The 18792-nt window shown below is 63.6% G+C and carries 19 protein-coding genes; 14 read left to right on the top strand and 5 right to left on the bottom strand.

Features of this window, described 5'->3' with window-relative positions:
• Positions 1–127: 127 nt before the first annotated feature.
• The 13 genes from uvrB (at position 128) to iscX (ending at position 11351) form a co-directional block, all read left to right on the top strand.
• The gene (gene uvrB / locus AC1RKI_RS11335; RefSeq protein ID WP_061956023.1) at positions 128–2221 is read left to right on the top strand and encodes an excinuclease ABC subunit UvrB; all 2094 of its coding nucleotides are present in this window, start codon (positions 128–130) and stop codon (positions 2219–2221) included.
• Between the two features lie 113 nt (positions 2222–2334).
• Entirely contained in the window at positions 2335–2556 is a 222-nt protein-coding gene (locus AC1RKI_RS11330) for a hypothetical protein (RefSeq protein ID WP_061956167.1), read from the top strand.
• A gap of 46 nt (positions 2557–2602) precedes the next feature.
• A complete protein-coding gene (locus AC1RKI_RS11325) occupies positions 2603–2842 on the top strand; it encodes a hypothetical protein (protein ID WP_061956025.1) in 240 nt (79 codons plus the stop codon).
• Positions 2843–2890: 48 nt separating this feature from the next.
• Complete coding sequence (locus AC1RKI_RS11320; protein WP_061956027.1) at positions 2891–3367, top strand: low molecular weight protein-tyrosine-phosphatase; 477 nt, start codon at positions 2891–2893, stop codon at positions 3365–3367.
• A gap of 2 nt (positions 3368–3369) precedes the next feature.
• Positions 3370–5448 carry a site-specific recombinase gene (locus tag AC1RKI_RS11315; RefSeq protein ID WP_492795369.1) on the top strand — a complete coding sequence of 693 codons (2079 nt, stop codon included), beginning with the start codon at positions 3370–3372 and terminating at the stop codon, positions 5446–5448.
• Positions 5449–5548: 100 nt separating this feature from the next.
• A complete protein-coding gene (gene iscR / locus AC1RKI_RS11310) occupies positions 5549–6103 on the top strand; it encodes a Fe-S cluster assembly transcriptional regulator IscR (protein ID WP_061956031.1) in 555 nt (184 codons plus the stop codon).
• A gap of 75 nt (positions 6104–6178) precedes the next feature.
• Positions 6179–7399 carry an IscS subfamily cysteine desulfurase gene (locus AC1RKI_RS11305; protein ID WP_061956034.1) on the top strand — a complete coding sequence of 407 codons (1221 nt, stop codon included), beginning with the start codon at positions 6179–6181 and terminating at the stop codon, positions 7397–7399.
• 54 nt (positions 7400–7453) lie between these two features.
• On the top strand, positions 7454–7855 hold the full coding sequence (gene iscU / locus AC1RKI_RS11300) for a Fe-S cluster assembly scaffold IscU (protein WP_061956036.1): 402 nt from the start codon (positions 7454–7456) through the stop codon (positions 7853–7855).
• Between the two features lie 90 nt (positions 7856–7945).
• On the top strand, positions 7946–8266 hold the full coding sequence (iscA, locus tag AC1RKI_RS11295; RefSeq protein ID WP_061956169.1) for an iron-sulfur cluster assembly protein IscA: 321 nt from the start codon (positions 7946–7948) through the stop codon (positions 8264–8266).
• 103 nt (positions 8267–8369) lie between these two features.
• On the top strand, positions 8370–8888 hold the full coding sequence (hscB, locus tag AC1RKI_RS11290; protein ID WP_061956038.1) for a Fe-S protein assembly co-chaperone HscB: 519 nt from the start codon (positions 8370–8372) through the stop codon (positions 8886–8888).
• 9 nt (positions 8889–8897) lie between these two features.
• Positions 8898–10763, top strand: a complete 1866-nt coding sequence (hscA, locus tag AC1RKI_RS11285) for a Fe-S protein assembly chaperone HscA (RefSeq protein WP_061956040.1) — start codon at positions 8898–8900, stop codon at positions 10761–10763.
• A gap of 31 nt (positions 10764–10794) precedes the next feature.
• On the top strand, positions 10795–11133 hold the full coding sequence (gene fdx / locus AC1RKI_RS11280) for an ISC system 2Fe-2S type ferredoxin (RefSeq protein ID WP_061956042.1): 339 nt from the start codon (positions 10795–10797) through the stop codon (positions 11131–11133).
• A 23-nt stretch (positions 11134–11156) separates the two neighbouring features.
• Positions 11157–11351 (top strand): Fe-S cluster assembly protein IscX, encoded by a 195-nt coding sequence (iscX, locus tag AC1RKI_RS11275; RefSeq protein ID WP_150981507.1) that lies wholly within the window; start codon positions 11157–11159, stop codon positions 11349–11351.
• 167 nt (positions 11352–11518) lie between these two features.
• Here iscX and AC1RKI_RS11270 read toward each other — a convergent pair whose 3' ends face one another.
• The 4 genes from AC1RKI_RS11270 to prfB form a co-directional block, all read right to left on the bottom strand.
• Positions 11519–12235 (bottom strand): glycine zipper 2TM domain-containing protein, encoded by a 717-nt coding sequence (locus tag AC1RKI_RS11270; protein WP_492795365.1) that lies wholly within the window; start codon positions 12233–12235, stop codon positions 11519–11521.
• Between the two features lie 267 nt (positions 12236–12502).
• Positions 12503–14038 (bottom strand): lysine--tRNA ligase, encoded by a 1536-nt coding sequence (gene lysS / locus AC1RKI_RS11265; protein ID WP_341248300.1) that lies wholly within the window; start codon positions 14036–14038, stop codon positions 12503–12505.
• Between the two features lie 50 nt (positions 14039–14088).
• Positions 14089–14859: an SDR family oxidoreductase gene (locus AC1RKI_RS11260; RefSeq protein WP_150981505.1), complete on the bottom strand. Its 771-nt coding sequence runs from the start codon at positions 14857–14859 to the stop codon at positions 14089–14091.
• A 109-nt stretch (positions 14860–14968) separates the two neighbouring features.
• Positions 14969–16073, bottom strand: a protein-coding gene (gene prfB / locus AC1RKI_RS11255) for a peptide chain release factor 2 (RefSeq protein ID WP_099047561.1) whose coding sequence is annotated in 2 segments (ribosomal slippage) — positions 14969–15991 and positions 15993–16073 — 1104 coding nt in all. Because the reading frame shifts where the segments join, the coding sequence is not laid out codon by codon here.
• Between the two features lie 184 nt (positions 16074–16257).
• Here prfB and AC1RKI_RS11250 point away from each other — a divergent pair.
• Positions 16258–17001 carry a M23 family metallopeptidase gene (locus AC1RKI_RS11250; protein WP_061956173.1) on the top strand — a complete coding sequence of 248 codons (744 nt, stop codon included), beginning with the start codon at positions 16258–16260 and terminating at the stop codon, positions 16999–17001.
• Positions 17002–17077: 76 nt separating this feature from the next.
• On the opposite strand, the gene recJ is transcribed toward AC1RKI_RS11250, so the two are convergent.
• Positions 17078–18778 carry a single-stranded-DNA-specific exonuclease RecJ gene (recJ, locus tag AC1RKI_RS11245; RefSeq protein WP_227459776.1) on the bottom strand — a complete coding sequence of 567 codons (1701 nt, stop codon included), beginning with the start codon at positions 18776–18778 and terminating at the stop codon, positions 17078–17080.
• Positions 18779–18792 lie beyond the last annotated feature (14 nt).

Genomic DNA, 18792 nt, shown 5'->3' with positions numbered 1-18792 from the left:
CCGGGGCGTCTGACACTCCTGACAGAACCTGACAGCAGCGTTCAGGCACACTGGCCTTGAACCGATCCGCGCAACCCCAAGATTCTAGCGTAATCCGCCAGTATTCCTCAGGTTTTTCCCTACGTTTATGACGAATCTCGCCGAAGTCGCCCCCGCCCTGGATGAAGACAAATTCGTCTCTTTTCCGGGGTCGCCGTTCCAGCTGTACCAGCCGTTTCCGCCCGCCGGCGACCAGCCCGAGGCCATCCGGCAACTGGTGGAAGGGGTGCAGGACGGACTCTCATACCAGACGTTGCTGGGCGTGACCGGCTCGGGCAAGACCTTCACAATGGCCAACGTGATCGCTCGCCTTGGGCGCCCGGCCATCGTTTTCGCGCCGAACAAGACCCTTGCGGCGCAGCTTTATTCGGAATTCCGGGAATTTTTCCCGCGCAACGCGGTGGAGTATTTCGTCAGCTACTACGACTACTACCAGCCCGAGGCCTATGTGCCTCAGCGCGATTTGTTCATCGAAAAAGATTCGTCGATCAACGAACACATCGAGCAGATGCGCCTGTCGGCCACCAAGAGCCTGCTCGAGCGTCGCGACACGATTATCGTGGCGACCGTGTCGGCCATTTACGGTATCGGCAATCCCAGCGAATACCACCAGATGATCCTGACGCTGCGCATGGGCGACAAGATCAGCCAGCGCGACGTCATCGCGCGTCTGATCGCGATGCAGTACACGCGCAACGAAACCGATTTCCAGCGCGGCAGTTTCCGCGTGCGTGGCGATACGCTCGACATCTTTCCGGCCGAACACGCCGAAATGGCCGTCCGTGTGGAACTGTTCGACGACGAGGTCGACTCGCTGCAGTTTTTCGATCCGCTGACCGGCCGCGTGCGGCAGAAGATTCCGCGTTTCACGGTGTATCCGTCCAGCCATTACGTCACGCCGCGCGAAACCGTGCTGCGCGCGATCGAGGACATCAAGGTGGAATTGCGCGAGCGGCTCGATTTCTTCTACAAGGAAAATCGGCTCGTCGAGGCCCAGCGCCTTGAGCAGCGCACGCGCTTCGATCTGGAAATGCTTTCGGAACTGGGTTTCTGCAAGGGCATCGAAAATTATTCGCGCCATCTTTCAGGAGCCAAGCCGGGCGAGCCGCCGCCCACGCTGGTCGATTATCTGCCGCCCGATGCGCTGATGTTCCTCGACGAATCGCACGTGCTGATCGGCCAGTTGAACGGCATGTACAACGGCGACCGCGCGCGCAAGACCACGCTGGTCGAATATGGCTTCCGCCTGCCGTCGGCGCTCGACAACCGGCCGCTCAAGTTCGACGAATACGAGCGCAAGATGCGCCAGGCGGTATTCGTGACCGCCACACCGGCCAATTATGAAAAGGAACACGCGGGGCAGGTCGTGGAACAGGTGGTACGTCCCACCGGACTTGTCGATCCGATTATCGAGGTACGGCCGGCCACCACCCAGGTGGACGATCTGTTAAGCGAGATCCACCTGCGCGTGAAGGTCAACGAGCGCGTGCTGGTGACCACGCTGACCAAGCGCATGGCCGAACAGCTCACCGAATTTCTGTCCGAGAACGGCGTCAAGGTGCGCTATCTGCATTCGGATATCGATACTGTCGAGCGCGTCGAGATCATTCGCGATCTGCGGCTTGGCACCTTCGATGTGCTGGTCGGGATCAACCTGCTGCGCGAGGGCCTCGATATTCCGGAAGTGTCGCTCGTGGCGATTCTCGATGCGGACAAGGAAGGTTTTCTGCGTGCAGAGCGGTCGCTGATTCAGACCATCGGCCGCGCGGCGCGCAATGTGAACGGCATGGCCATTCTTTATGCCGATCGCATGACCGATTCGATGAAGGTGGCGATTCAGGAAACCGAACGCCGCCGCATCAAGCAGACCGCGTACAACGAGGCGCATGGCATCGTTCCGCGTGGCGTGGTCAAGCGCATCAAGGACATTATCGACGGCGTGTATGACGCCAACGAGGTCAAGGCGGAATTGACCGCCGCCGCGGAACGCGCCAAATACGAGGATATGAGCGAGAAGCAGGTATCCCGGGAAATCAAGCGTCTGGAGAAGCAGATGCTGGACCACGCCAAGAATCTCGAATTCGAAAAAGCGGCTCAGGTGCGGGATCAATTGAGCAAGCTGCGCGCGCAGGTATTTGGCGGCGCCGCGGACGGCGACCATCTGCTGCCGCCGTCAAGCTGAGGGGATACCGGATCAGCTTCTGATGCGCATGCGGCGCGAAGGCATCCTATAGTGGTTAGGGCCTGTTTTTGAACAATGGGAACCCAGACTCTGCCGCCAACCAGGAGCGCGCCATGGTGACACAGTTCGAATATGGTGGTTATGCCGTCGTGGCCCGCGCGATCCCGCATGCGGGCGGCGGCTTCGCCGGAAAGCTGACGATTGCCGATGCATTTGGCGAGCCCGGCGGACCCACGTTTGAAACGGAAACCGGCGCGGCCCAGACGCCCGAGGCGGCACTCGCCCTGGCCGAGGCCGAAGCCATGCGCACGATCGATGCCGGCGAAGTGAATTGACCCAGGCCACGGGTCAATACAAGACACAGTCGGCCAGGAGACATTGATGGCCTACCGCAGTGAATGGAAAAAGAAGGTTTTCGACACGCACGAGATCCAGGTGCTGGTGAAACTCCGGACGCCGATCGAATGGGAATACACGGTGCGAGTTTGCCGCAAGGGCACGAATATTCGCGCCGCTGGCACGCTGCTCGAATCCTCCCCGCCGAGCGAGCATTTTGCGACGCCCGAAGACGCCGAGACCGCCGGTTTCGCGCGCGGCCGTCAACTCGCCGAACAGCTTTAGCCGGCGATTGCGCATCGGCGCCGGTGCGCGGCAGGTAGAATCGCGCCGATGAAAAAATACGCCATTCTGATGTGCTGCATGGGCAATATCTGCCGTTCCCCCACGGCGGAGGGCGTGCTGCGCGCCAAGCTGCAGGCCGCCGGCCTCGCCGATCGGGTCGAACTGGATTCGGCCGGCACGCACGACTATCACGTTGGGCGGCCGCCCGATGCGCGCAGCCAGCGCCATGCGCTGCGGCGCGGTTACGATCTGTCGTCGCTGCGCGCGCGTCAGGTTGACGTGACCGATTTCGACCGCTTCGATCTCGTGCTGGCCATGGATCACGCCAATCTGGCGGCGCTGCGCGCGCTGCATCCCGACGGCGCCGCGAAGGTGCGCCTGCTGATGAGCTTCGCAAGCGATGCACGCGCAGACGAAGTGCCCGATCCCTATTACGGCGAAGGCGATGGATTCGAGCGCGTGCTCGACTACGTCGAGGACGCCTGCGACGGCGTGATCGCGTTTCTCGCACAACGGCTGGCTTGACGATGCGTTCGCTGTTTCGTAAATGGCGTGAATCGCGCAGCGCCAGTCTTCAGCTCGACGCCATCCTGGCAGCGGCCGATCCCGACGCGCCGCTGGCCGAGCGTAACGCCTGGCTGGTCGAACTTGGCTACTGGCTGCGGCGCGACGGCAACCCCGGGGTGGAGCAAGACGGCGATGCAAGCGCTGCGCGCCGCTATCCCGCGCACGTGCGCCTGCGCTATCTGCTGCAGGTTCTGGCGCGCCATCCCGAGTGGTCCGACAGCTTCGCCCGCACGGTGCGCGCCATCGTGCGCGACAACGATCCAACCGCGCTGTTCTGCGATACCGGCGTGGCGTCGCACCCTGGCATCTGGGGCGAGATGGTCGACCGCCTACAGGCGCGGTTTCTGCCGCCGCCACCCAACCGCAGCGATATGGCGGCGTTGTTCGCGCTGCTGTTTGTCGACGACAACGACGCCGAGTGGGTGGAAGCGCTCGACAACGAACTCGTCGAGCGCCTCGGGATGGCCGTGTTGTCCGACGCGGACGAAGGCGTGGAACGCTTTCACGTCGCGCGTGAGGCCACGCTGACGACCAGCATTCAGGTGCTGGTGAGCCACGTCAAGGCCACCGGGCTGAGTCAGGCAATCCGCTCGCGCCTGCACGGGCGCGTCGAAGACACGCCGTTCTATCGGCTCGATACCGCCATCGTCGCGCTCTGCGAGGAAGGCCTTGCGCATGATGGCGCAACGTTCGCGCATCGTCTGAACTACTTCCGGGCCTTGCTCGACGGCTGCCATGCCGCGGCGCGCCAGGTCTACGACGACCTCGAGGAAAACGGCGTATCGGTGGAGGTGGTGTTCCAGATTGAGCGCATGAAGGCGCAACTGTCGCGTATCGACTTGCTGCTCAATGCCTGGGTCGATCCTTCGCGCCGCGAACGTCATGCGCACCTGATCGCCGAATTGATTCGCTCGACGCAGGCGCGCCGCAGCGTTGGACATCTGCTTGGCACGTCGTTCGCGCAACTGGCGCGCAAGGTGGTGGAGCGTTCGGCCGAAACGGGCGAGCACTACATCACGCGCGACCGCAGGGAATATGGCGAACTGATGCGTGCGGCAGCGGGCGGCGGATTGGTGACCGTGATCACGGTCTACCTGAAGTTCCTGATCTATGGCCTGCACCTCGACAAATTCACCGAAGGCTTTCTCGCATCGCTGAACTACGCGGGCAGCTTTCTGGCGATCCATTTCGCGCATTTCACGCTGGCCACCAAACAGCCCGCGATGACCGGTCCGGCGCTCGCGCACCGGCTCGATGGCGCGGGGCGGCCGGACGGGCGCGAGCTGTTTGTCGACGACACGATCGCGATGATCCGCTCCAATGCGGCGGCGATCTTCGGCAATCTTTCGGTGGTATTTCCGGTGGCATTCGCGCTGCAATGGCTCGCCGCGAAGCTGCTCGGCACCAACCTGATCACGCCAGCCAAGGCCATCGCCACGATCGAATCGTTTTCGATTCTTGGCCCGACGCCGTTGTATGCGGTGTTCACGGGCGTGTTGCTGTGGCTGTCGAGCCTGATCGCCGGCTGGGCCGACAACTGGTTCGCGCTGCATCGCGTGCACGACGTGATGGCTTACAACCGTCGCCTGCGCTATGTGCTGGGACAGCGCGGCGCCACGCGCCTGGCGGATTTCTGGAAGCGCAACCTGTCGGGCATCACCGCCAACGTGTCGCTCGGATTCCTGCTGGGTCTGGGGCCGGAGATCCTGAGCTTCGTCGGTCCCCATATGGAAGTGCGTCACGTCACGCTTTCCACCGGATCGGTGGGGGCGGCGCTTGGCGTGCTGGGCGTCGATGCGCTGCGCATGCCGTCTCTGTGGCTGGCCGTGGCGGGAATCGCGCTGATGGGTGTGCTGAACGTCGCGGTGAGCTTCGCGTTGGCGTTCTATATGGCGTTGCGATCACGCAACCTGCGGCGCGTCGATCGCAAGGCGTTGGTAGGGGCGGTGCGGCGGCGCATCGTCAGGCATCCGATGTCACTGTTGATTCCGCCGCGCAGCAAGCCGGAGTCCCCGGCCGCGGAACGCTCATCGTTATAGCGGGTGGAACAGTGCGTTGCAGCAAGGGGAACTTGACTGATTTAGTCGGGATATCGTAAACTCGACCGAAATTCTCAAGTATTCCCTCTCCCCGAGCATCATGAGACTGACCACCAAAGGCCGTTTTGCGGTAACCGCCATGATTGACCTGGCCATGCGCCAGGATCAGGGACCCGTCACCCTGGCCGGCATCAGCCAGCGTCAGAAAATTTCCCTGTCGTACCTCGAGCAGTTGTTCGGCAAGCTGCGCCGCCACGAAATCGTGGAAAGCGTGCGCGGCCCGGGCGGCGGATACAGCCTCGCCCGCAAGGCCGAGGACGTCACCGTGGCGGACATCATCATCGCCGTGGACGAGCCGCTGGACGCCACGCAGTGCGGGGGAAAGGGCAATTGTAACGGCGACGACGGATCCGGGCGCTGCATGACCCACGAACTGTGGGCCACGCTGAACCAGAAGATGGTCGAGTACCTCGACTCCGTGTCGCTGAAAAATCTGGTCGACCAGCAGCGCGCGCGGCAACCGGCCGTGTTGCACGACATGCGCGAAGACGCCGCGCAGCAGCCAGTGACCGTGGCCCGTGGCAAATCCGGGAAACAGGAAAAGCCCGCACGCGCCCGCATGGTCAATTCGGTCTTCAGTCTTGCGCAGTCCTGAGCAAGATTGCAGTAACCGATCTAAACTATTAGTAGGCAGTACGCGATTAGCGATCCCTATAAGGCAGTCATAACGATGAGCACCACCCCACATTTCCCGATCTATATGGATTACTCGGCGACCACGCCGGTGGACCCGCGCGTGGCCGACAAGATGATTCCGTACCTGCGCGAGCAGTTCGGCAATCCCGCTTCGCGCAGCCATGCCTATGGCTGGGACGCCGAGCGCGCCGTGGAAGAGGCGCGCGAGCAGGTGGCGGCGCTGGTTGGCGCCGACCCGCGGGAAATCGTGTGGACGTCTGGCGCCACCGAGTCGGACAACCTCGCCATCAAGGGCGCGGCCAATTTCTACTCGGGCAAGGGCAAGCACATCATCACCGTAAAGACCGAGCACAAGGCCGTGCTGGACACCACGCGTGAGCTGGAACGCCAAGGCTTCGAGGTGACGTACCTCGACGTCAAGGACGACGGCCTGATCGACATGGACGTGTTCAAGCAGGCGATCCGCCCGGACACGATCCTGGTTTCGGTGATGCTCGTGAACAACGAGATCGGCGTGATCCAGGACGTCGAGCAGATCGGCGAGATCTGCCGCGACAAGGGCATCATCTTCCATTGCGACGCCGCGCAGGCTACCGGCAAGGTGCTGATCAACCTGGCCACGCTGAAGTGCGACCTGATGTCGTTCTCGGCCCACAAGACCTATGGCCCGAAGGGCATTGGCGCGCTGTACGTGCGTCGCAAGCCGCGCGTGCGCATCGAGGCGCAGATGCACGGCGGCGGCCACGAGCGCGGCATGCGCTCGGGCACGCTGGCCACGCACCAGATCGTCGGCATGGGCGAGGCATTCCGTCTTGCCCGCGAAGAAATGGCCACGGAAAACGAGCGTATCCGCATGCTGCGCGACCGCCTGTGGAACGGCCTGTCGAGCATGGAAGAGGTGTACCTGAACGGCTCGATGGAACATCGTGTGCCGCACAACCTCAATGTCAGCTTCAACTACGTGGAAGGTGAATCGCTGATCATGGCCATCAAGGACGTGGCCGTGTCGTCGGGTTCGGCCTGCACGTCCGCGTCGCTGGAGCCGTCGTATGTGTTGCGCGCGCTCGGCCGCAACGACGAACTCGCGCATAGCTCGATCCGCTTCACGGTGGGCCGTTTCACCACCGAAGCCGAAATCGACTACACCGTCGAGCTGCTCAAGAACAAGATCGGCAAGCTGCGTGAACTGTCGCCGCTGTGGGAAATGTTCAAGGACGGCGTCGACCTGAATTCGATCCAGTGGGCTGCGCACTGAACGCAGGCCAGGCAACAAGAAAAACCCCATAAAGATTCGTCAGAGGTAGCCAAAATGTCTTATAGCAACAAGGTTCTCGACCACTATGAAAATCCGCGCAACGTCGGCTCGTTCGACAAGAACGACGACGCGGTGGGTACCGGTATGGTCGGCGCCCCGGCCTGCGGCGACGTGATGAAGCTGCAGATCAAGGTCAACGAAGCGGGCGTGATCGAAGACGCCAAGTTCAAGACCTACGGTTGCGGCTCGGCAATCGCCTCGTCTTCGCTGGTGACCGAATGGGTCAAGGGCAAGACCGTGGACCAGGCGCTGGAGATCAAGAACACCCAGATCGCCGAAGAACTGGCGTTGCCGCCGGTGAAAATCCACTGCTCGATCCTGGCGGAAGACGCCATCAAGGCGGCCGTCGAGGATTACAAGAAGAAGCACGGCGGCGCCGAGCAGAAGGCAGCCTGATTCCGCTCAGGCGGCCTGCAGCTTCAAATGGGTTGGTGTGACCTCGCGTGACGGCGCAAGCGGCGCGAGGTGTTCGACAGCAAGGCAAAGATGATCACAATGACCGAAAAGGCGGCGAAGCACGTCGCCCGCTACCTGGAACGTCGCGGCAAGGGCGTGGGCCTGCGCCTGGGCGTGAAGACCACTGGCTGCTCGGGCCTGGCATACAAGCTCGAATACGTGGATGAACTGCTGCCCGAGGATCAGGTATTCGAGTCGCACGGCATCAAGGTGATCGTGGATCCGAAGAGCCTGCCGTACATCGACGGCACCGAGCTCGACTTCGCGCGTGAGGGGTTGAACGAAGGGTTCAAGTTCAACAATCCGAACGTCAGGGACGAGTGCGGCTGCGGCGAGTCGTTCCGGGTCTGAGGGCCCGCGCCGCCTGCTTCGGTTTGCGACGCACGGGCGGCAACACGACAAGGGGCGGCATGACCGCTCCTTTTTGTTGTGAATGTTTCTTGAAAGACGCGCTTTGAAAGACGATTTCTTTTCGCTGTTCGGACTGCCCGCCCAATACGACGTCGATGAGGCCGCGCTCGACGCCGCCTATCGCACCGTTCAGACGCAGGCGCATCCGGACCGCTTTGCCAATGCCGGAGACGCCGAGCGGCGCGTGGCCATGCAGTGGGCCGCGCATGCCAACGAAGCGTACCGGACGCTGCGCCAGCCCCTGAAGCGCGCGATCTATCTGCTGCAATTGCGTGGCGTCGACATCCAGGCCGAGAGCAATACGGCCATGGCGCCCGCGTTCCTGATGCAGCAGATGGAATGGCGCGAGGCGCTGCAGGATGCGGTGCAAGCGCGCGCGGTCGACCAGCTCGATCGTCTATTGCGCGACCTGCGACAGGAAAAGCGCGAGCGGCACGCAGCCCTCGGCGCGTTGCTAGACGCCGGCGACAATGACGCCGCCGGCGGCGCCGCGCGCCAGTTGATGTTTATCGAGAAGATCGAACACGACGCCAGCGAAGCGATCGATCGTCTCGAAGATTAGAAGATTCCCATGGCACTGCTCCAGATTTCCGAACCCGGCATGTCGCCGGCGCCCCATCAGCGACGCCTGGCCGTCGGTATCGATCTTGGCACCACCAATTCCCTGGTGGCCGCCGTGCGCAACAGCATCCCCGAAGTCCTGCCCGACGACAGCGGCCGTTCGTTGCTGCCGTCGGTGGTGCGCTATCTGCCGAACGGCACCGCGCATATCGGCTACAAGGCCCAGGACGAAGCGGTGCGCGATCCCAAGAACACGATTGTTTCCGTGAAGCGGTTCATGGGACGCGGCCTGCGCGATGTCAGCAATATCGAACACAGCCCCTACGATTTCGTCGACGCGCCGGGCATGGTCCAGCTGAAGACCGTGGCGGGCGTGAAAAGTCCCGTCGAGGTGTCGGCCGAGATCCTGGCCACATTACGCCAGCGCGCCGAGGATTCGCTCGGCGACGATCTGGTCGGCGCGGTGATCACCGTGCCGGCGTATTTCGACGACGCGCAACGCCAGGCCACCAAGGACGCCGCGCAACTGGCGGGCCTGGACGTGCTGCGCCTGCTCAACGAACCGACCGCCGCGGCGATCGCGTACGGACTGGACAACGCAGCCGAAGGTATCTACGCCGTGTACGACCTGGGCGGGGGCACGTTCGATATCTCGGTGCTCAAGCTGACCAAGGGCGTGTTCGAGGTGATGTCGACGGGCGGCGATTCCGCGCTTGGCGGCGACGACTTCGATCAGCGCCTGCTGTGCTGGATCGTCGAGCAGGCCGGCCTGCAGCCGCTGTCCGCCGAGGACATGCGCCTGTTGATGGTGCGCGCCCGCGCCGCCAAGGAAGCACTGTCGTCCAGCGACAGCACCGTGATCGACGCCGTGCTGGCCAGCGGCGAGATCGTGCATCTGCCGCTGACGGCCGCGACGTTTATCGAAATCACCGCGCATCTGGTGCAGAAGACGCTCGCGCCGGTGCGCAAGGCGTTGCGCGACGCCGGTGTGACACCGGATGAGGTGAAGGGCGTGGTGCTGGTTGGCGGCGCCACGCGCATGCCGGCCATCCGCAAGGCGGTCGGCGAATATTTCGGCCAGCAACCGCTGACCAATCTCGATCCGGACAAGGTCGTGGCGCTCGGTGCGGCCATGCAGGCCAATCTGCTCGCCGGCAATCACGCGCCAGGCGAAGACTGGCTGCTGCTCGATGTCATTCCGCTGTCGCTGGGCGTCGAAACGATGGGCGGGCTGGTCGAGAAGATCATCCCGCGCAACAGCACGATCCCGGTGGCGCGCGCGCAGGAGTTCACCACCTTCAAGGATGGCCAGACCGCGATGGCGATCCACGTCTTGCAGGGCGAGCGCGAACTGGCCAGCGACTGCCGGTCCCTCGCGCGCTTCGAGCTGCGCGGCATTCCGCCGATGGTGGCCGGCGCGGCGCGCATCCGCGTGACCTATCAGGTCGATGCTGACGGCCTGCTTTCTGTATCGGCGCGCGAAACCAATTCGGGCGTGGAAGCGTCGGTATCGGTCAAGCCGTCGTACGGTCTGGCCGATGACGATATCGCGCGCATGTTGCAGGAGAGCTTCCGGGAAGCGGAGCAGGACATGAAGACGCGGGCGCTGGCCGAGGAGCGCGTCGAAGCCGAGCGACTGATGGAAGCCACCCAGCGCGCGCTGGAAGTGGACGGCGATCTGCTGGCGCCGGAAGAACGCGCCGAAGTCGAAGCGCTGATTGCCAAGGTTGGCGAGATTGCCCGGGGCGAAGACCATCACGCGATCAAGGCGGCGGTTGAGGCGCTGTCGCACGGCACCGACGAATTCGCCGCACGCCGCATGAACCGCTCGATCAAGAGTGCGTTGGCCGGCAAGAAAGTGCAGGAGATCGGCTAAGCGCCGACGCTACAAAGAGAACAGGATAGAAATGCCACAGATCATCGTTTTGCCCCACGTCGAGTTGTGTCCCGAGGGCGCCGTCTTCGAAGCCAGCACCGGCACCAGTATCTGCGACGCGCTGCTCAACAACGGTATCGAAATCGAGCACGCGTGCGAAAAGTCATGCGCATGCACCACCTGCCACGTGGTAGTGCGCGAGGGCTTCAACTCGCTTGAAGATGCCGAGGAAAAAGAGGAAGACCTGCTGGACAAGGCGTGGGGTCTCGAACCCAATTCGCGGCTGTCGTGCCAGGCGCTCGTCGCTGACACGGACCTGACCGTCGAAATCCCCAAATACACGATCAACCACGCCAAGGAAGGCCACTGAGCCTGCCGCCCGGAGTTTCCCCGATGAAATGGACTGATACCTACGATATCGCTGCGGCGCTGTACGACAAATTTCCGGATGTGGACCCTTTGACGGTGCGCTTCACGCAACTGCGCCAGTGGGTGCTGGAGCTCGATGGATTCAGCGACCTGCCAGAGCGTTCGGGCGAGAAAATCCTGGAAGCAATCCAGGCCGCCTGGATCGAGGAAGCGCAGTAAGCGGGTTTTCGACTCGAGTCGTCACGAGCCAATCGCGGCGGCGCAACTCGAAAGCATGACGGCCTCTGGCGGGGACGCCGGGCCGTCTCAAATAACAAAGCCGGCACATGGCCGGCCTTGTGTACGCGCCGAGTGGCGCCCGATATTTCCGCGGCGCTTCCGGCGTATCAGCCGGTTACCAGCACGCCGCGCTCCAGATGCACACGCTGGCCCACCTCCACTCCCGGCGGGTTCTGATAGGTGAAGGTGCGTCTTGAGCCGTCATCCATCTGTACGCTGACACGGTAAGACTTGTTGGTGTTCAGCTTCTTCTCGGCATAGTTACCGCCAAAGCCGCCTGCGGCAGCGCCCGCTACCGTACCGAGGATGCGGCCATTGCCGTTGCCGATCTGATTACCGAGCAAGCCGCCCACAACGGCGCCGCCCACGGCGCCAAGTCCGCTGGTCGGCTTTTCGGCTTCCACCACCTGTACGCCTGTCACGTGTCCAGCGGTATGGCTGGGGCGAGCCGCCGGCCGGGGCTCGGCCTGCGCCTGCTGAGCCGGCGCGCCCGGCGGCGGCGCCATGCCGGACGCCTGCTGGGCATCGTAGGCGGGTGGCCGCGTGGTCGAGCCGGGTGCTGGCATCTGACCTTGCGCAGCCTGCGCCTGCGTACCCTGGGCCGCGCGCGCGGACGGATAGGGTTGGGGCTCGCTGTACGAGGCAGTCGCGTTCGACATCGATGCGTCGGGCGAGCCCTGACTGGCCTTGCCGGTCGGCAGCACGCCAGTAATGGCGGCAACCGCGGTCAGGCTGGCGATGACAACCGCCACCGCAGCGGCGCCGATCAGCGGATGCAGGCGGCGCGACGTTGGCAAGGTGGGAAGCGATTCCGGACCAGACATGGTTTGTTCTCCGACGACTACGGGACGTAGTAGATACTTCAAGTCTGTCCGAAGCGCGCGCCAAATGCCGTTTGATTTTGTAAGTATCTGTAGCTGAATTGTTCTTTTAAATTCAATGGGTTAGAGATCTTTTGCGACGGCCTGCCGGCGGCTCGTTGTTACAAGTGGCCGTGCGCGCGGACCGGAGCCTGCAGAAATGAAAAAGCCCCGCCAAAAAGGCGGGGCCTGTCATGCGCGGTGCGGGTCTTGCCCGCCAGCGCAAGCTACTTAGTCTTCCCGGCGCAGGTGCGGAAACAGGATCACGTCGCGAATATTCGGGCTGTCGGTCAGCAGCATGACTAGGCGGTCGATACCGATGCCGCAGCCGCCCGTCGGGGGCATGCCGTATTCGAGCGCGCGAATGTAATCGGCGTCGAAATACATGGCTTCCTCGTCACCCGCATCCTTTTGCTCCACCTGCTTGCGGAAACGGTCGGCCTGATCTTCGGGATCGTTCAGTTCCGAGAAACCGTTGGCGATTTCGCGCCCGGTGATAAACAGCTCGAAGCGTTCCGTAATGCCCGACTCGGTATCCGATGCGCGCGCCAGCGGCGACACTTCGACCGGATAGTCGACGATAAAGGTCGGCTCCCACAGTTGCGATTCGGCGGTTTCCTCGAACAGCACCAGTTGCAGCGTACCCAGGCCAGCGTTCAGGAACTGCGGCGCGCTGGTGTTGATCTTGAACTTGTTCTTGAGCTCGCCGCGCAGGAAGTCGGCGTCGGCCAACTGCGCGTCGGTATATTCGGGCGCGAACTTCTGGATCGCCTGGCAGATCGTCAGCCGATGGAACGGGCGCGACAGATCCAGTTCGCGGCCTTGGTAGGTCAGCACCGCGCTGCCGCTCGCGTCGATTGCCGCTTGTCGGATCAGGTTCTCGGTGAAGTCCATCAGCCAGCGATAGTCCGTGTAGGCCGCGTAGAACTCCATCATCGTGAATTCGGGGTTGTGGCGTGGGCTCACCCCTTCATTACGGAAGTTGCGGTTGATCTCGAACACACGCTCGAAGCCACCCACGATCAGGCGCTTCAGATACAGCTCGGGCGCGATGCGCAGGAACATCTGCATGTCCAGCGCGTTGTGATGCGTGATGAACGGCTTGGCCGCCGCGCCGCCCGGAATCGGATGCAGCATCGGCGTTTCCACTTCCATGAAGCCGGCGTCGGCCATATGGCGGCGCAGCGACGACATCGCCTTGGTGCGTGCGCGGAACGTGTCGCGAGTTTCCGGCGAGACGATCAGGTCGACGTAGCGCTGGCGATATTTGAGCTCCTGGTCGGCCAGGCCGTGGAACTTGTCCGGCAGCGGGCGCAGGCTCTTCGACAGCAGGCGCAGTTCGCGCACCTGCACCGACAGCTCGCCCTTGTTGGTGCGGAACAGCACGCCGCGTGCACTGATGATGTCGCCCAGGTCCCAATGCTTGAACGCCGCGTAGACATCCTCGCCAACCTTGTCGCGCGTGATGTAGAACTGGATCTGGCCGCTGCCGTCCTGCACGGTGGCAAAGCTGGCCTTGCCCATCACGCGCTTGAGCATCATGCGCCCGGCGATGGCCACTTCTACCGGATTGGCTTCCAGCGTCGGGCCGTCGGTCTCGCCGTACTGCGCATGCAGCGCGCCGGACTGATGCGTCGGGCGGAAGTCGTTCGGAAAGGCTACGCCCTGCGCACGCAGGGCCTGCAGCTTTTCGCGCCGCTCAGCGATGATCTTGTTCTCGTCTGCGGCTGGCGCTTCGGCGGCCGGCGTGCGGGTCTGTTCGGTCATGATGTGAGTTTCGGTCGCGCGCAAGCAAGCGCCCGCGCGCGTCAGTCGGTTCAATGGTTGCGGATGTCGTCGAGTTCGGTCTTGCCGAAATCGGCGCGGCCAAGATAGGTGACGATACGTTGCGCCACGTCTTCGGGCGACGCCAACTGGTCGTTGGCCTTCAGGTCGCGGAAGCGCTGCACCTGCGCGAAATCGGCGCCGCGGATGGTTTCCTGCATGCCCGTGTCCACCACGCCCGGCGCCAGCGCCACGGCGCGCACCGCGTGCGCGTCCGGCAGGTTGCCGTACTCGGCGTTGACCGAGCGGATGAACATGTCCAGCCCCGCCTTGCCGGCGCAGTAAGCGCTCCAGCCCGGCACGGGATTGCGCGCCGCGCCGGACGAGATCGCCAGAATCTTGCGCGGGCAATCGAAGCGCGAGGTGCCTGTGATGAACGCGCCCGTCATCGTCATCGGCGTCACCAGGTTGGTTTGCAGATGCGGCACCAGCGTGTTCTCGTGCAGCGACGTGATCGGGCCGATCGGTTCCACCACGCCTGCGTTGAGGATCAGCGTGACGCTGGCCGGCGCCTCGTCCACGGCTTCCAGTACGCTCGCCAGCCAGCCCGCCGACGGGCCCGGTTGCGCAAGATCCTGCAAGTGCCAGGCCACCGGCACGCCGCTGGCCGACGCCTCGGCCTCCAGCTCGGTATTGCGGCTGCGTGCCACGCCAATGATGCGGTTGCCCGGCTTGAGCAGCGCGCGCACCAGCGCCGCGCCCAGGCCGCGCGAGGCGCCGGTGACGATATGGAGATGGGTGGAGCGGGGCGTTACGGTGGTCATGGCGTGGACCTTGTCTTGTGCAACGGCGAGATGGATGACGTGGGGTTGTCGCGTGCATCGTGGCGTGTGGCGCAGGCCACCGCCACGATGCATCGCAGGTCTTGCGGTATTACAGGCCCTGTTTCAGGCTGGCCTCGATGAACGGATCGAGGTCGCCGTCCAGCACCTTCTGCGTGTTGGACATTTCCACATTGGTGCGCAGGTCTTTGATGCGGCTCTGGTCCAGCACGTACGAGCGGATCTGGTGACCCCAGCCCACGTCGGTCTTGCCGGCCTCGAGCTTGTCGGCCTCGGCCTGACGCTTGCGCATCTCATGCTCGTACAGGCGCGATTTCAGCATCGACATCGCTTCGGCGCGGTTGCGGTGCTGGGAACGGTCGTTCTGGCACTGCACGACGATCCCGGTCGGGATGTGCGTGATCCGCACGGCGGAGTCGGTCTTGTTGATGTGCTGCCCGCCCGCGCCCGAAGCGCGATACGTATCGACGCGCAGATCGGCCGGGTTGACTTCCACCTCGAACGAATCGTCGACCTCGGGGTAGACGAACACCGACGAGAACGAAGTATGGCGTCCGCCCGACGAATCGAACGGCGACTTGCGCACCAGACGGTGCACGCCGGTTTCCGTGCGCAGATAGCCGAACGCGTAATCGCCTTCAACCTTGATCGTCGCGCTCTTGATGCCCGCCACGTCGCCTTCGGATTCTTCTAGCACTTCGGCCTTGAAGCCCTTGCGCTCGCAGTACTTCAGGTACTGACGCAGCAGCATCGACGCCCAGTCGCACGCCTCGGTACCGCCGGCGCCGGCCTGGATGTCGATGAACGCGTTGGCCTGATCCATTTCGCCGGAGAACATGCGGCGGAATTCCATGTCGGCGACGATGGCCTCGAAGCCTTTTACGTCGGCCTCGATCGATTCCAGCGTCTCGTCGTCGCCTTCCTCGCGCGCGAGTTCGAAAAGCTCGTCAGCGCCGTTCAGGTCTTCCGTCAGCTTGCCGAGCGTTTGCACGACGGCTTCGAGCGCCTTCTTTTCCTTGCCCAGATCCTGGGCGCGCTTGGGGTTGTTCCAGACGTCCGGGTCTTCCAGCAGTCCGTTGACTTCGTCTAGGCGATTTGCTTTGACATCGTAGTCAAAGATACCCCCGTAGATCTTCCGTTCGCGAACGGAGATCGGAGATGGCACCGGAGATGGCGTTGAGACGTTCTGCTTCCATGAAAATTGAGATTCCTGCGCTTGAAAAACGTTGAATTATAGCGGATTGGCGCCGGAAACCGGCCTCGGATCGCGCGCAGCCGGCATATATTCCGGGCGAACTGTTCGTGCAGCGAACAGTCTATTGCGAGACTTTCACCCATTTGGGCGACAATAGCGGCCACGATCAGGAGTTTTCCGGACGCATGACAGGACATCTCGCAGCAAATCACGACGCCCGTGCCACGCCCAGCCGCCGCAGCGCGCTGGGATGGCTGGCCGCTCCCGCCCTGGCCTTGATGCTGGCCGCCTGCGGCACCACGCCCAGCGAGCCGGCGCCCGAAGGTTACTACCGCGTCGAACGCGGCGACACGCTTTATTCGATCGCGCGCCGGCATAACCGCTCGGTTGCCGAACTGTCGCGCTGGAGCAATCTGGCGGACAACAACCAGATCGAAGTCGGACAGCTGATTCGCGTCAGGCCGCCCGCCGGCGCAGGGATCTCGGCGGCCAAAGCGGCGGACAAGGCCGCCGCGGCCGACAAGCCGACACGCAGCGCCGCGCCTGACCCCGCATCGGTCAAGCCGCCAGCCAGCGCTATCAGCCTGCAATGGCCGGCCGACGGCCGCGTGACCGGCCGCTTCGCGCCGCCCGCGGAGAAAGGCTTGCGTATCGAAGTGCCGGCCGGCGGCAAGGTGCGCGCCGCTGCGGCGGGCTGGGCCATCCACGTCGGGACGCTGCGCGGCTACGGCCAGATCGTCATCGTCAAACATAACGACGACTGGCTGACGGTCTACGGCAATCTGGACAAACCGCTGGTCAAGGAAGGCGCGCGCGTTGCCACGGGGCAGGAGATCGGCAGCATGGACAACGCCAGCGAACTGCATTTTGAAGTGCGGGGCAACGGCAAACCGATGAACCCGGCCAATTACCTGCCGTCGCGCGGCTGACCGGCTGACCGGCTGACCGGCTGACCGGCTGACCGGCTGACCGGCTGACCGGCTGACCGTCTGACCCGCCGAACGGTTATTGCGCGTGCTCTACCACCAGTTGCACGCGCGTCGTCCCGTTGAAGGTGTTGTTGTCGAGACGATAGGCTACCGTGGCGCTGGCGCCGTCCAGCGCGTCCGCGTGGTTGAACCAGATGGCGTCGAAGCGCTGGCTACCGCGTCCCAGTTGCAGTTTCAGGTGCTTTCCCTTCAGGACCGTCTGCCGCAGCACATCAAACTCGCCTGAGAACGTGGGCGGCGGAAAGCCCTGGCCCCAGACATGGCCTTCGAGCAGCGTCACAAATTCCGGACAGAAGCAGGTGTCGTCGATATCGCCGTCGGTTTCAATCACGCGCGCCAGTTGTTCGTCGTTGAGCCATTCCCGGCCTACCGCTTCGAAGGCGGCGACAAACGTGTCGAAATCCGCGGCGCGCACGGTCAGGCCGGCCGCCATTGCGTGGCCGCCAAACTTGACCAGCAGCCCTGGATGCCGTTTTGACACCAGATCCAGCGCATCGCGCAGGTGAAATCCGGGAATCGACCGGCCCGAGCCCTTGATATGCTCGTCGTCGCCAGGCGCGAAGGTGATCGTCGGACGATGAAATTTCTCCTTGAGCCGCGACGCCACGATGCCGATCACACCCTGGTGCCAGGTTTCGTGGAACACGCTCACCGTATATCGCGACGCGGGATCCAGCCCATCCAGCGGCTGTTCCAGGATCTGCATGGCTTCCTGCTGCATGCCGGCCTCGATATCGCGCCGCTCGCGGTTCATCCCGTCCAGTTCCTGCGCAATCTCCCAAGCGCGGTTGGCGTCGTCTGTAAGCAGGCATTCGATGCCGAGCGACATGTCGGCAAGCCGCCCCGCCGCATTCAGACGCGGGCCGAGCCCGAACCCAAGATCGAACGTGTTGGCGCGCGACGCCTCGCGTCCCGCGGCGCGGAACAGCGCCGCGACGCCGGCGTGCATGCGGCCGGCGCGCATGCGCTTGAGTCCTTGCGCAACGAGGATCCGGTTGTTGGTGTCGAGCTTGACGACGTCCGCTACCGTACCCAGCGCAACCAGGTCCAGCAGCGTTTGCAACGGCGGCTGCGTGGCTTGTGTAAACACGCCGCGCTTGCGCAGTTCTGCCCGCAACGCCAGCAGCACGTAGAACATTACGCCGACGCCGGCCAGGTTCTTGCTTGGAAACTCGCAGCCCGGCTGGTTCGGATTGACGATCACCGCCGCGTCGGGCAACACCGCGCCCGGCAGATGGTGATCGGTTACCACGACGTCAATGCCGCGCATATTGGCCGCCGCCACACCGTCGACGCTGGCGATGCCGTTGTCGACCGTGACGATCACATCCGGCTGTTGCTGGGCGGCCAGTGCGACGATTTCGGGCGTCAGGCCATAGCCATACTCGAAGCGGTTCGGCACGATGTAGTCGACGCGCGCCCCCAGCATCCGCAGGCCGCGTACCCCGACCGCGCAAGCGGTGGCGCCATCGCAATCGTAGTCGGCCACGATCAGCAGCTTGCGTTTCGCGGCAATGGCGTCGGCAAGGTATTCGGCGGCGTGGCCGATGCCCTTCATCGCCGATGGTGGCACCAGTTCGGGCAGATCGGTGGCCAGTTCGGAAGGGCTGAGCACGCCGCGCGCCGAGAGGATCCGCGCGAGGGTGGGATGCAGTCCGGCGGCCGCCAGCGCGTTCGCGTGGTCGTCGGAATAGTTACGGATGGCAATCCGGGTCATGGGCGAGTTCGGTA

This window comes from Cupriavidus sp. GW822-FHT06G04, assembly GCF_058799075.1.
The sequence above is the reverse complement of the archived record's forward strand: the minus strand, read 5'-3'. Positions and strand labels throughout refer to the sequence as shown.